The sequence below is a fragment of the Rhizohabitans arisaemae genome (genome assembly GCF_025996515.1).
In the GTDB taxonomy this organism is placed as follows: Bacteria; Actinomycetota; Actinomycetes; order Streptosporangiales; family Streptosporangiaceae; genus Rhizohabitans; species Rhizohabitans arisaemae.
On the sequence record NZ_BLRH01000055.1, the window covers coordinates 365,844 to 378,335 of the forward strand.

Sequence of the window (12,492 nt, forward strand, 5' to 3'; positions counted from 1 at the left end):
CCTGGCGCAGCCGTACACAATCAAGCGGAATGCTCGGCGCGGTCACCGGACCAGTCGGTGTGGAAGGCCCCGCCGCGGTCGACCCGCTCGTAGGTGTGCGCGCCGAAGAAGTCGCGCAGGCCCTGGACGAGCGCGGCGGGGAGCCGCTCCCGGCGCAGCGCGTCGTAGTAGGCGAGGGCGGAGGAGAACCCGGGGGTGGGCACCCCGGTCTCCGCGGCCGTGGCGACCACCCGGCGCCAGGACCGCTGCGCCTCGGTGAAGACCTTGGCAAGCGTGGGGTCGAGCAGCAGGGAGGGCAGGGCGGGGTCGGTGTCGTACGCCTCCCGGATCCGGTTGAGGAAACGTGCCCGGATGATGCAGCCGCCCCGCCAGATGGTGGCGACGGCGGCTCTGTCGATGTTCCAGCCGTAGAGCTCGCTCGCCGCGGCGATCTGGTCGAACCCCTGGGCGTAGGCCACGATCTTGGACGCGTAGAGCGCCTTGCGGACGTCCTCCACCAGGCTCGGGTCCCCCTGGGCGATCCGCGGCCCCGGGAGGTCTCGCGCGGCGGCCCGCTGCCCGGCGTGGCCGGAGAGGGATCGGGCGAAGACCGCCTCGGCGATGCCGGTGACCGGGACGCCCAGTTCGAGGGCGTTCTGCACCGTCCACCGGCCGGTCCCCTTCTGTTCGGCCCGGTCGACCACGACGTCGACGAAGGGCCTGCCGGTGGCGGGGTCGACGTGGCCGAGCACCTCGGCGGTGATCTCGATGAGGTAGGACTCCAGCTCCCCGGTGTTCCAGTCCCGGAACACGTCGGCGAGTTCGGCGGGGCTCAGACCGGCGGCCTGGCGGAGCAGGTCGTACGACTCCGCGATGAGCTGCATGTCCGCATACTCGATGCCGTTGTGGACCATTTTCACGAAATGTCCGGCACCGTCCGGGCCGATATGGGTACAGCACGGCACCCCGTCCACCTCGGCGGCGATCGCCTCCAGCAGCGGGCCGAGCGCGGCGTACGCCTCCGCCGAGCCGCCCGGCATGATGCTCGGCCCGTGGAGCGCGCCCTCCTCGCCCCCGGAGACGCCCATGCCGACGAAGTGGACGCCCCGCTCGCGGAGCGCCGCCTCCCGCCGCCGGGTGTCCTCGAACTGCGCGTTCCCGCCGTCGACGATCATGTCGCCGGGCTCCATGACGGCGGCGAGCTCCTCGACCACCGCGTCCGTGGGCTCCCCCGCCTTGACCATCACGATCACCCGGCGCGGCCGGGCCAGCGCGTCGACGAACTCCCGGGTCGACACGGTGGGGACGAACGCCCCCTCGTCCCCGTGCTCCTCGACCAGCCGCTGCGTCCGGGCGGTGGTCCGATTGTGCAGGGCGACCCGATATCCGTGCCTCGCCAGGTTCCTGGCGAGATTGCTGCCCATGACCGCGAGCCCGGTGACGCCGATATCAGCCTTCGTCATGCGATCAGCCTACGCCCTTTACATTGTAGATCTTTAGCCTGAGGTCGGCGACCGCGTCAGCCCGGCGTGTTCCAGCACCTCCGACGCCACCTCCCGCAGCGACCGGCCCTCGTTGACCACCACATGGTCCTCCACACCCGCCCGCGCCACCCGGGCGGCGAACCCGTCGACCTCGCCGAGGTGCGCCGCCAGGTTCGCCCCCGAATCCCGGCCGCGCAGCCGCGCCACGGCCGTCTCCCGCGACACCGTCAACCGCACCACGGTGAGGTACGGCGCCGCGGCCCCCACCGTCAGGCCCGCCCGGACCGCCGCCAGATGCGCGGGCTCCAGCAGCGCCCTGGCCAGTACGAAGCGGTCGATCCCCGCCTTGCGGTACTCGGCCGTCACCGCCCGCAGATTCGCGGTCAGCAGACCGTGCACCGCCGTACCGTCCAGGTCCGGCCCCGCCCAGCAGAGCCAGTCCAGGTCCACCACCGCATGCGGTGTCCCCCGCTCGCCCAGGATCTCCCCCAGCTCGACCGCCACCGCCGTCTTCCCCGACGCCAGCCCACCGGTGAGCAACACCGCCGTCACACTCATGCCGCCCCATTGTGGTGCCAAAGCCGCGAGGCCGGCGTCCGGGTCCGGTGCGCAGGCCGCCGGACGGCCGTACCGACCTCCGGGAAAGCCCGAATCCCACCGAACCCGGACTCGCCAGGTCCACGATCGGGCGATGTACGGCCGGCTGCGCCCGGCCCGGGATTTTTCGGGGCACGGAGACGGGTGGCGCCCGCGGCCGTCCCATTGTGGTGCCGAAGCCGGGCGGCCGGCGTCCGGGTCCGGTGCGCAGGCCGCCGGACGGCCATACCGACCTCCGGGAAAGCCGGACCCGGACTGACCAGGTTCACGATCGGCTGCATCCGGCTCGGGATTTCGGGGTACGGAGACGAATGGCGCCCACGGCCGTACGATCCCGGCGGGTCGGCCCGGGCCCGATCGGTTCCCCCCGGAAGTACCGCCCGTCCCGCCGGGGACCCCGGTATGGCTCACGCGGTGGGAAGCCGGTTGGATCGGGGTATGGACGAGAGCACGCCGACCGGCCCCGGCGAGGGGCCGGCGCCCGAGGACCGGCTCGCCGCCGAGCTGCGCGAGTTCGTCGCCGAACGGCACTGGCAGCGGTACATGCGGCCCAAGAACCTGGTGATGGCGCTCTCCGCCGAAGTCGGCGAACTCAGCGAGCACTTCACCTGGACGGATCCGGACGGCGCCGCCGACCTCACCCCGGAGCAGCGGGCCGAAGTCGCCGACGAGATCGCCGACGTCTACATCTACCTGCTCCGCCTGGCCGGCTCGCTCGGGGTCGACCCGGTCGAGGCGGCGCTGGCCAAGCTGGTCAAGGCCCGGCTGAAGTATCCGGCGCGCCCATCCGGGGCGGATCCCGATACCCTGCGCGAAGCCCCCGAGACACCCGAGTGAGGAGCAGCCGTGCCGGAGGACGAACACGTGTTCACCATCACCGAGGCGCTCGCGCTCATGCCCAAGGTGCGGGCCCGGGGCGAGGAGGTCGTACGGCTCCGCGCCACCCTCGCCGAACTCACCCACGACCTGCGGGTCCACGGCCGCTCCGAGCTCGGCGGCGTCGCCGAGGCGAAGGCCTGCGAGGCCCGGCTGGGCGAGCATCTCACCTGGTTCACCGAGAAGGGGATCGAGGTGAAGAGCATCGCGCCCCTGCTGATCGACTTCCCCGCCCGGCTGGAGGGCCGATCCGTCCGGCTCTGCTGGCTCGAAGGTGAGCGCGACCTGGAGTGGTACCACCGCAGCGAGCTGGGCTTCGCCGGCCGCCGCCGGCTCCCCCACTGACCCTCCGCCACGCCCCACACCGTACGGCCTCCGGATCAAGCCCCGCAGGCCGTACCCCATCCGGTGTCCGACCCCGTGGGGACCGTACGGGCAGCACTCCACCACGCTCTCGCCGGACGTGAAGCCGTTGCCCCCCGCATGATCCTTGTGATGTGTGTCCCCTACGGGGTACGGAAAGCACAACGATCACCCGGTGCCGGAGGCCACCTCCACACCGGAGCCGATCCCGACCACACCCCAAACGCGAACAGCAACAGCCCACACCCCCGGCACATGATCCTTGTGACGTGCGTCCCCCACGAGGTGCAGAAAGCACAACGATCACCCGGTGCCGGAGGCCACCTCCACACCGGAGCCGATCCCGACCACACCCCGAACACGAACAGCAACAGCCCACACCCCCGGCACATGATCCTTGTGACGTGCGTCCCCCACGAGGTGCAGAAAGCACAACGATCACCCGGTGCCGGAGGCGATCTCCGCGAGCAGGTCGCCGGACGGCGTCCGGTAGTAGAGCACGGACCGTCCGGACCGGCTGCGGCGCAGCAGCCCGGCGTCGAGCAGGACGCGCAGGTGCCCGCCGACCGACCCCAGTCCGTACCCGGTCAGCGCCACCAGCTGGGTGGTGCTCTTCGGGGAGCCCAGCAGGGTAAGGATGTGCGCCCGCACCGGGCCGATCAACCGGCTCAGCGCCTGCGGCGGGGTGTGGTCGACCGCGTCGGCGAGGATCCCCGAACAGGGATAGATCAGGGCGTATCTATGCGGTTCCTCCCAAGCCACCCAGCCGTACCGCACGGTCGTCGCCGGAATGAACAGCAGCTGGGCGCCCTCGGCGATGTCACGCGGCGGATAGTCGTTGGCGTTGATCCGCAGACTGCCGTCCCCCAGCCAGCGCAACCCGGGACGCATGTCTTCGATCACGGCCGCCCAGCCGCCGGAACTCAGTCGCTCGGTCCGGGCGACGATGTCGGCCTCCAGGATCCGCTTCCGCCGCGGCCAGTCGGCGTCGAGGGTGTTCGTCCAGATCCAGTCGAGCAGGTCGGCGACCCGGTCCGGCAGATCCGGCCCGCGGAGCTCCGCGGGCACCTCGCCCCCGGCGGCCGTCGCCAGGTGCGCGACCGCGACGCCCGGCGGGGTCCGCCGTACCCTGCGGAGTTCATCGTGGAATCCGCGGTCGTCGTCCTCCGGCGGCGTCACCATGAAATCGGGCAGCCACCGCCCGAGCGCGGTCGCGACGAAACGCGCGGCGAACGGGTCGGCGGCGAGCATGCGACGGTACGCGGGGGCGTGCGCCTGAAACCAGCCGCGCCCGCCGGCCCCCGGATCGCCGTGGTGCAGCTTGATCAGCGCCGCGACGGTCTCGGTCAGCGCGGAGACGGCGAACCGGCTCCGCACCAGCGTCTCCACCCCGACGTGCCACAAACCCACGTTTCGCCTCCATCCGAAACTGTAACGGCATGCCCGGCTCGCCCCTGAGACTTCGGCGTATGCGTACTTATCGGGAACTGTTCCGTGTCCCGGAGTTCACCCCGTTCTTCGCCGTCTTCTCGCTCTACACCGCGGCGATGACGATCATGTCTCTGGCGGTGGCCACCCTGGTCTACACCGCCACCGGCTCCCCCCTGCTCTCCGCCCTCAGCATGTTCGGCTCCTCGTTCGCCCAGGTGATCGGGGCGATGACCCTGCTCTCCGCCGCCGACCGCCTCCCGCCCAGGAGGGCCAACGTCGCGCTCGCGGCCGTGTTCGCCCTCAGCACCTACGCCTTGGCCGTCCCCGGAATGCCGATCTGGGGCACTTTGGGGGTCATCGCAGTCATGGGCCTCGTCGGATCCCTCGGCGGCGGCGTCCGCTGGGGGCTCCTCAGCGACATCGTGCCCGACTCCGGCTACGTCCTCGCGCGATCGACCGTCACCATGGCCGGCGGGATCACGCAGGTCGTCGGCCTCGCCTTCGGCGGGGTGCTGATCGCGACGGTCTCCGCCCGGAGCGCGCTGCTCATCGCCGCCACCCTCCACCTGATCACCGTCGTGGTCGCCCGGTTCGGTCTCACCCACCGCCCGCCGCGCGCCACCGGACGCCCCTCCGTGCGGGCGACCTGGCAGGTCAACCGAATCCTGTGGTCGGCACCCGAGCGGCGGTACCTCTATCTCGCCCTCTGGGTACCCAACGGGCTGATCGTCGGATGCGAAGCGCTGTTCATCCCGTACGCCCCGGAATCGGCGAGCATCCTGTTCATCGCCGCCGCGCTCGGCATGTTCGCCGGGGACATGGCGATGGGCCGGTTCATCCCCCCGGCCTGGCGGCGCAGGCTGCTCACCCCCGCCCGGATCGTGCTCGCCGCCCCCTACCTGCTCTTCCTCCTCCCGATGCCCCTCCCGATCGCCCTGATCGTGGTCGCGGTGGCCTCCACCGGGTTCAGCGCCTGCCTCATCCTGCAGGAACGCCTCCTCGCCCTCGTCCCCGAAGAGCTGCGGGGACAGGCCCTCGGGCTCCACACCTCCGGGATGCTCGTCCTGCAGGCCGTCGGCGCGACCGTCGCCGGAGCCGTCGCCCAGTACCTGGCGGCCGGTACGGCGATGGCCGTGACGGCCGCCGCCTCCCTGCTCGTCACCCTCGCCCTCATCCCGTTCCTCCGCAGCCCCGCGCAAACCCCGTCCCGGGCCGAGCCGATCCCCGCCTGACCTGTACGGGCGACGGCGGCCCGGTCGAACCCACGGCCGCCACGGCGCGAACACCGCCTGGCGGCCGTACGGGCACGCGGCTCAGAAGGCCGTACGGGACGGCCGTGGTTCGGCGGCAAGTCAGCCGTTCTCGGGCGGCGGGGCGTAGAAGTCCGTCGTGTTGCGGACCGCGACGGCGACCTCCTCCTCGGTCCCGCCCCCCGCCAGCATCGCGGCCCCCCACGCCTGGCTGCTCAGCGTCGCGAACCGACGCGCCTCCTCCGACACCTCCCACTCGCGCGGATCCTCGATCGTCCCTCCGGCCAGGTACAGGCCCAGGCCGAGAAGGCTGAGGTCCCAGCCGACGCCGGCGGCGCCCGGGCCGTACCGCGCCCACCACTCGGGGTTCACGACGGCCGCGTGCTCCAGCTCGAACAGGGTCCTGCCGTCCGGCCCGGGCGACAGCCGCACCTCGACCTCGCTGATGTCCTTCTCCGTGGTGTTCTCACCGAAGACCCAGGTCAGCTTGAGCAGCCGGGGCGCCTCACAGCGAAGGATCTCCCCTCCGGCGTTCCCTTCGAGCTGGTACTTCCCGCCGACTTTCAAATCGCCTTTCACAGGCAGGAACCAGCGGACGATCCGCTCCGGGTCGGTGATCGCGTCCCAGACGTCCTCCATCGACGCCTTGTACTCGCGCCGCAGCACCGTCGTGCGCCCCGCGCCGGCGGGGATCTCCTTGCTGCCGACCTCCCGGCTGATGGCGTTGATCTCGCCGACCACATCGATCACGACACGACTCCTCTCCTCTTCCACCCCGACTCCGCCGAGCCGGCGAAGCCAACATATCACCCCCAACTTATATAAGTCTCTACTAACCCAACAACCCCGCGCCGACACCCATCCAAACGATCAAACGGCCGACGACACTACGCATAACTGAAACTCATCACCCATCTAAAGGAAGTATCCGACCCGCCACCACCACAACAGGAGCCAGAAATCCCCCAAAACCGACAACCCGGCCACGGCGGGCCGGGTTAGTGACACGGATGCCCACGAGCACACCGCGTGGCGTCAGAAGATGGAGAGGCTACCCATCAGCTTGGTCGCTGCTTCGAGAAGAAGCCCAGAGGTTTTGATCGCCATTGCAGCTTCGTCTGAGGCGACATCGTCGCCAGGACGCATCGGATACTCGATCTCGTTACGACGACGGCGCAGAGCCCCGAAGCCCCGGAAGACATCACCGAACTGGGCTCGCAGCGCCTCCTCCACGACATAGTGCCCACCGATGGTGGTAGGACGCAGCCCTTGATGCGCCAACACAGCCGTACAGGCGTGACGAGCCGCATCGTAGGCAAGGATGAATGCGCTATCGGGATCATCAACAATGGCTTGAGCAGTTTGCAACGTACGTCCGGAACGTTCCAACCAACCAGTGCCGTCGGCGGCCGAACCGGTGACCTTCTGAAGCTTCCCCTCTGCGAGCAGGCGCATCACGTCCGCCTCACCTCGGGTCCAGCGCATTATGCGGTCTCCTCAGCTAGCTCCTTCACCCAGACGATCGGGGAGGATTGGATTTGCTGGACAAGCGGGTCTGCCGCTTCCCGCCAACGATCACGAGTGATGAGAACCGGGTTGACCGGCATACCGATTCGGCGTTCCACCCGTTCGGCGGCGTCGTAGACGTCAGCTCGGGTAGGACGTCCGACAACCAGGACGTCGATATCGTTCGGCGGCGGTCCGGGCTCCCCTTGATACCGAGTCGCCCAGGAACCGAAAACAGCGACGGCATCCACCTTCCGGATAGCCGAGAACTCCCGCTCGATGAAAATGTGCGGCCCAAACGCCAAGGTCAGCAGTTCGGTGAGCGGCCGAGCATAACGTCCGGGCACCTTGGCTCGGACCACATGGGCTCTCCCCACCCGACGGCCCTCGATGAGATCGGCTTCCAGGAGACGTCCCACCTCACGCTGCAAGGTCGTCAGTGGTACTCCGATCCGGCCCGCGAGCTCGGTCAGAGTGAACTCCTGATCCGGCTGAAGGTAGAGCAGCGCGAGCAGTTCCACCTGATGCCGCGATCGGAAGATCGGCAGCAACGGAGGCGCCTCACTACGCATAGATGAAACTTATCACCCATCTAAAGGAAGTGTCGGCCTCCGTCCACGAGCCCGGCGACACCAGTCGGCAAGGCGTCTCGGATCCGAGGTCTTTTCGCACTTCATCCGCTCAGGCGGGGTCCCGGCCGGATAGGTTCGGCTGTCGGCGACCGGCCATCTGTGGAGGACACTCGCATACTCGGGGCCACGCGGCCCCTCCAGAGGAGGCGCCCTCCCGCAATGCAAGCCCCGAAGGGGCGAACGAGCCGAGGAAGCCCACAAAGACCAAGCCGAACAGCCCGACCCCAAGCCACGCCACAACCTACGGACCCGAAGACCCGCGGCCAGAGCGACCCCGGCGGGGGCGTGGGGGCGGCAGCCCCCACACGTGGAGGTTCCAGGAGGTCATCCTCCTGGGATAAATGACGAGACTCCCACCGGCGAAGTAAGCCCCGAAGGGGCTTACAAGCAGGGGGAGCCCAGGAGAGTCTCGTGGAGCTATGGGGATTCGAACCCCAGACCTCCTCCATGCCATGGAGGCGCGCTACCAGCTGCGCCATAGCCCCGCGCCGGATGTGATCCAGCCTGAGAAGCGTAGCGCTCTTCGCGACCACTTCGCACCTGACGGCCGGATTCCGAATCGGACGGTGAACGCGCGACGGCGTGTGGTGCCCCCTGTTGGCTGTCGCGCGTTCGGTCGGCGTCGTCCGGTGTCAGCCGGCGAGGCTGGTGGAGACCCGATGGAGGAGCGCGGCCAGCTGGGCTCGTTCAGCCGGGTTGAGACAGTCGAAGATCTCTCCGGTGACCTGGCGTTCGAGCTGGTCGATTCTGCCTAGGGCGTCTTGCCCCTTGGGGGTGAGTTCGAGTTGGAAGGCCCGCCGGTCTGCAGGGTCGGGTTTGCGGGCGACGATGCCTTCCTTTTCGAGCCCGTCGGTGAGTGCGGTGACGGTGCGTGCCGTGACTCCGAGCCGGTCCGCAAGTTCCCCCATGCGTACCCGGGTGTTTTCGGCGACGGCGGTGAGTAGCCTGATCCGCGCCGTGTTGAGGTTGTGCTCGGCGAACCGAGCGTTTGCGTATCGGGTGAACGCACGCATGGCTCGGGACATCTCCATCCCGAGTTCAACGGCGTCCACCTCCTCCATGCAGGTCATTTCCAGCCTCCCCGTCAGCCAGATGTTTACATATGTAAGTTTCACATGTGATATCAACCCTTGAAGTCTGGCACACTCCCCCCGTCCCTACCACACGAAACATTGACACAAAGTCATTGTCGGTTCTGGTAACCGATGCCACCAAGAAGCTCGATAAAATACCCAGACAACCCACTATCGGACAGCAAAGTTGGCAGCTTTCGCCAGCTCCCTCACGTACCGGAATGCCGGTCCCGAGCCCGGCGGGCCACGGCACCGGCAAGCGCCCGTGTCGCCCAAGGCGACGAGGCTCGTAGCCCTCCTGCCCGGAAGCCGGCTTCAGGGCCTGGACCGAGCCACCGTCCGGGGCGGCCGGCGTGGCCCGCCGCCGAAGGCGTCCACGCACAGCTGAGCAAACCAGGCCAGACCCGGAGTCATGATCAGCCAGCCGAGCACCGCCCAGCCCAGGTTGACGTGGGTCAGCACATGCGCCCACGCCGCCACACCCCGGGCGGTGAAGCCGTCCGAACGCTCATAGGCCATCCGGACCAGGTCGCCCGGGTGGTCTTCGGCGGCCGCCACGGTGAGCGCGACCGGCCGCCTGCGCTGGATCCAGTGCCCGATCTGTCCGCACTGACCACAGCTCCACGCGACGTAGACAGTGGCCGCCGGTGTGGCGGGACTCGGCCTCCATCGGGGTATCCAGGCCCGCACCGCCCGCCGGTACTCGTGCCATTCACGGCCAAAGCGCTCGGCCAGCCGTTCCCCCTCGTGCCAGGCGGCCAGACCGGCCCCGTAGGCGAAGGCCACCCCGGCGGCGGCCAGGAAGATCGGGTCGAGCGGGGCAAGCACCAGGTAGCCCGCGGTCATCGACACCTGCATGGGGTTGCGGACGTAGGCGTAGGGCCCGGTGGTCACCAGCCGGACCGGCGGGTCATACGGCAGGGGCGTCCCTTGCCCCGCGACTGCAAACTCCCGGACCGCGGCCAGCCCAAGCGTCATCGGAACGGCCAGGACCTGCGTGAACAGGCTGATCAGCCAGCCCGGCTGCCGCCACACCCCGGTAAGTAGGACAGGCAGGGCGAGACCGAGGCCGCCCGCGAGGACGATTTGAAGCAGCACCCGGGCCGGCAACCTGCGGCCTGTGGCCGTCCAACGGGCCAGCAGCAGCCCGGGGACGAGACAGAGCGCGATCCCCACGGCCTCCCCGGCGAGCCAGTCGGCACTCAGTACCACGACGGGTTCGCCGAACGGCATCACACCGAGGTCCAGCAGTGCCGCCGACGCCACCAGGAGCGGCACCGGCACCCACCTCACGAGCAGGGCGGGGAGCGCACCCCAGAGCAGCGCCCAGCCGAGCAAGAGATCCACCGGCAGGCCGTGGAGGACCGCACCCTGGGCGTGGAACTCCCACCAACCCAGGTTTAGGGCGAGGATGTTCACCGCGGGCAGGGTCAGCAGATTCCACGCCGTCGCCGGAATCGCGCCCGCGAGCTCGCGCTCGCCGGGCTTCCTCAGGGCGCACACCACCAGGATGAACGCCACCGGTGCGAACAGCGCCACCCCTCTGATCAATGCGGGATCGGCGACGTTCGCGGTCATCGGGTGAACGTGGCCGCGAGATAGTCCGCCGCCTCGGTCATGGCGTACCGCTGCAGCGGACCGAAGTACCAGGCCGGGTCGAAGGTCCGCCGGTAGCGCAGGGTGACGGTCAGCTCGGCCTCGTCCCAGGCGAACTCGGCTTCCCGCAGCTCCACCCAGCGGGCCAGTGTCGTGTCGTCGACCACGGCGAAGACCACCCGGCCGGGAGTGTGTTCCCGCACCCGGAGGGTCATCGCCCGCGGCTCGGCGACGGCTCCGATGCCGAGGGACTTACGTGGGGTGAAGGTGATCGTCCGGAGTGCGCCGACCGCTAGCCCGGTGCCCTCGGCCCGCAGCGGCCGGGGAAAGCCGAGCTTGAGAAACGGCGACTCGAAGGCCGAGAAATCGGGGGTCTCCGTGAGTGCTCGGCCGACGTCACCCGGCCCGGCCGGGCGGGTGACCGACACCTCCGCCGTCTGGGGCGGCGCCGCGACAGCCATACCGCCCTCGATCAGTGCGAGCAGCGCGACCGGAACGATGAACGCGTGCGGCCCGCGGCCCCTATTCCTGGCAATCGCATCGAAGATCAATCCGAAGAGTAGTCCCACGAGGTAGAACAGCGGTGCCGAGAAGAACAGGCAGACGCTCCCCTCGCTGAGCAGGGGACCTGCCAAGGCGAGTCCCACGGTGATGGCCGCCATGATCAATCCTGTGGCGTTCTTCGGCCGGGCGGTGAGCACCACGGTGATCGCGATGACTGCGGGGAGACCGATGTAGAACAGCGCGGTCTGTTCCAGCCCACGGTCATGGAGCACCCGGTAAAGCACCATCGCGACGAACACCGCAACCAGCACCGCGACCAGCAGGCGCCGAGCCCGGCCCTGGTTCGGGGAATCGGGGTCTTCCATGCCAGACTCCTTAATCGATGGGTTTAATCAGGTGATTAAACCCTATGCTTGGTCACGCGGAAGCGACAAGGGGGTTCAGGTGACCAAGCAGCCGGGCGAGGAGACGCGTGAACGGCTGATCGAAGCCGCGTCCGAGGTCATCCGGACCGAGGGGTACGCCGGGACCAGCGCCCGGAACATCGCCAAAACGGCAGGGGTCAACTCGGCGCTGGTCTTCTACCACTTCGGCGGTGTCGACCCCCTGCTGCTGGCCGCACTCGACCGTTCATCGGAACAGCGCATGACTGCCTACCAGGAGGCCGTGACCCGAGCCCGGACCCTGGAACAACTCGTGGAGGTGTCCACTGAGATCTACCGGGCAGACCTCGAAGGCGGGCACATCACCCTCTTCTCCGAACTCGTCGGCGCCGGCATCGCCCGTCCCGAACTCCGCGCCGAGATCATCAAACGCGCCGAACCCTGGATCTCCTTCATCGAAGAGACCCTGGAGCGGGTCATCGGCGGGTCTCCCCTGGCCAAGCTGATGCCCCCACGGGACCTGGCCTACGCCGCGATCACCCTCTACCTGGGTATCAACCTGTTCACCCACCTCGACGCCGACCGCACCCGCACCGAAGCCCTGTTCGACCTCGCCGCCCGCCTCGCCCCCCGCGCCAAGCTCCTGACCGTCCGCCTCCCCCGCCGCCGCACCCCGGCGCCGATTCCACGCCCGCCCGCCGCCACCTGAAACCAAGCCCGCAGCGACAACCACTCCTCGCAGTGATCGTCGGACCCCGACCTGTCGAGTCACCTCGCCAGCCGGCGGTTTCCTCCGCCACAGCCCATGTCACACACCC

At 69.1% G+C, this 12,492-nt stretch carries 13 protein-coding genes and 1 tRNA gene; 4 read left to right on the top strand and 10 right to left on the bottom strand.

Features of this window, described 5'->3' with window-relative positions; genetic code table 11:
• Positions 1-20: 20 nt before the first annotated feature.
• Both gndA and RUR_RS28115 read right to left on the bottom strand, forming a co-directional pair.
• Entirely contained in the window at positions 21-1,442 is a 1,422-nt protein-coding gene (gene gndA, locus RUR_RS28110) for an NADP-dependent phosphogluconate dehydrogenase (RefSeq protein WP_283138226.1), read from the bottom strand.
• 33 nt (positions 1,443-1,475) lie between these two features.
• Entirely contained in the window at positions 1,476-2,021 is a 546-nt protein-coding gene (locus RUR_RS28115) for a hypothetical protein (protein WP_283138227.1), read from the bottom strand.
• Positions 2,022-2,498: 477 nt separating this feature from the next.
• Between RUR_RS28115 and RUR_RS28120 the strand changes: the two genes are divergently transcribed.
• Together RUR_RS28120 and RUR_RS28125 are read left to right on the top strand one after the other, a co-directional pair.
• Positions 2,499-2,897: a nucleotide pyrophosphohydrolase gene (locus RUR_RS28120; RefSeq protein WP_283138228.1), complete on the top strand. Its 399-nt coding sequence runs from the start codon at positions 2,499-2,501 to the stop codon at positions 2,895-2,897.
• A 9-nt stretch (positions 2,898-2,906) separates the two neighbouring features.
• Positions 2,907-3,281, top strand: coding sequence for a DUF2203 domain-containing protein (locus RUR_RS28125; RefSeq protein ID WP_283138229.1), 375 nt, complete (start codon positions 2,907-2,909; stop codon positions 3,279-3,281).
• A 456-nt stretch (positions 3,282-3,737) separates the two neighbouring features.
• Here RUR_RS28125 and RUR_RS28130 read toward each other — a convergent pair whose 3' ends face one another.
• A complete protein-coding gene (locus RUR_RS28130; RefSeq protein ID WP_283138230.1) occupies positions 3,738-4,709 on the bottom strand; it encodes an ArsR/SmtB family transcription factor in 972 nt (323 codons plus the stop codon).
• 59 nt (positions 4,710-4,768) lie between these two features.
• Between RUR_RS28130 and RUR_RS28135 the strand changes: the two genes are divergently transcribed.
• Positions 4,769-5,962 (top strand): MFS transporter, encoded by a 1,194-nt coding sequence (locus RUR_RS28135; RefSeq protein WP_283138231.1) that lies wholly within the window; start codon positions 4,769-4,771, stop codon positions 5,960-5,962.
• Positions 5,963-6,082: 120 nt separating this feature from the next.
• On the opposite strand, the gene RUR_RS28140 is transcribed toward RUR_RS28135, so the two are convergent.
• The 7 genes from RUR_RS28140 to RUR_RS28170 form a co-directional block, all read right to left on the bottom strand.
• Positions 6,083-6,730, bottom strand: coding sequence for an SRPBCC domain-containing protein (locus tag RUR_RS28140; protein WP_283138232.1), 648 nt, complete (start codon positions 6,728-6,730; stop codon positions 6,083-6,085).
• Between the two features lie 285 nt (positions 6,731-7,015).
• A complete protein-coding gene (locus tag RUR_RS28145) occupies positions 7,016-7,465 on the bottom strand; it encodes a hypothetical protein (RefSeq protein WP_283138233.1) in 450 nt (149 codons plus the stop codon).
• Positions 7,465-8,037 (bottom strand): ArsR family transcriptional regulator, encoded by a 573-nt coding sequence (locus RUR_RS28150; protein ID WP_283138234.1) that lies wholly within the window; start codon positions 8,035-8,037, stop codon positions 7,465-7,467. Before RUR_RS28150 ends, RUR_RS28145 begins: the two co-directional genes overlap by 1 nt.
• 493 nt (positions 8,038-8,530) lie before the next feature.
• Positions 8,531-8,603 (bottom strand) — tRNA-Ala (locus RUR_RS28155).
• Between the two features lie 147 nt (positions 8,604-8,750).
• Positions 8,751-9,188, bottom strand: a complete 438-nt coding sequence (locus tag RUR_RS28160) for a MarR family winged helix-turn-helix transcriptional regulator (RefSeq protein ID WP_283138235.1) — start codon at positions 9,186-9,188, stop codon at positions 8,751-8,753.
• 318 nt (positions 9,189-9,506) lie between these two features.
• Complete coding sequence (locus tag RUR_RS28165; protein WP_283138236.1) at positions 9,507-10,769, bottom strand: methyltransferase family protein; 1,263 nt, start codon at positions 10,767-10,769, stop codon at positions 9,507-9,509.
• A complete protein-coding gene (locus tag RUR_RS28170; RefSeq protein ID WP_283138237.1) occupies positions 10,766-11,656 on the bottom strand; it encodes a hypothetical protein in 891 nt (296 codons plus the stop codon). Before RUR_RS28170 ends, RUR_RS28165 begins: the two co-directional genes overlap by 4 nt.
• Positions 11,657-11,735: 79 nt before the next feature.
• Between RUR_RS28170 and RUR_RS28175 the strand changes: the two genes are divergently transcribed.
• The gene (locus tag RUR_RS28175) at positions 11,736-12,383 is read left to right on the top strand and encodes a TetR/AcrR family transcriptional regulator (RefSeq protein ID WP_283138238.1); all 648 of its coding nucleotides are present in this window, start codon (positions 11,736-11,738) and stop codon (positions 12,381-12,383) included.
• The last annotated feature ends 109 nt before the right edge of the window (positions 12,384-12,492 follow it).

What these genes read in the sequence shown, in the direction of transcription:
- gndA (WP_283138226.1), bottom strand. Translation starts at nt 1,442, where the DNA reads ATGACGAAGGCTGATATCGGCGTCACCGGGCTCGCGGTCATGGGCAGC.
- RUR_RS28115 (WP_283138227.1), bottom strand. Translation starts at nt 2,021, where the DNA reads ATGAGTGTGACGGCGGTGTTGCTCACCGGTGGGCTGGCGTCGGGGAAG.
- RUR_RS28120 (WP_283138228.1), top strand. Translation starts at nt 2,499, where the DNA reads ATGGACGAGAGCACGCCGACCGGCCCCGGCGAGGGGCCGGCGCCCGAG.
- RUR_RS28135 (WP_283138231.1), top strand. Translation starts at nt 4,769, where the DNA reads ATGCGTACTTATCGGGAACTGTTCCGTGTCCCGGAGTTCACCCCGTTC.
- RUR_RS28145 (WP_283138233.1), bottom strand. Translation starts at nt 7,465, where the DNA reads ATGCGCTGGACCCGAGGTGAGGCGGACGTGATGCGCCTGCTCGCAGAG.
- RUR_RS28160 (WP_283138235.1), bottom strand. Translation starts at nt 9,188, where the DNA reads ATGACCTGCATGGAGGAGGTGGACGCCGTTGAACTCGGGATGGAGATG.
- RUR_RS28165 (WP_283138236.1), bottom strand. Translation starts at nt 10,769, where the DNA reads ATGACCGCGAACGTCGCCGATCCCGCATTGATCAGAGGGGTGGCGCTG.
- RUR_RS28170 (WP_283138237.1), bottom strand. Translation starts at nt 11,656, where the DNA reads ATGGAAGACCCCGATTCCCCGAACCAGGGCCGGGCTCGGCGCCTGCTG.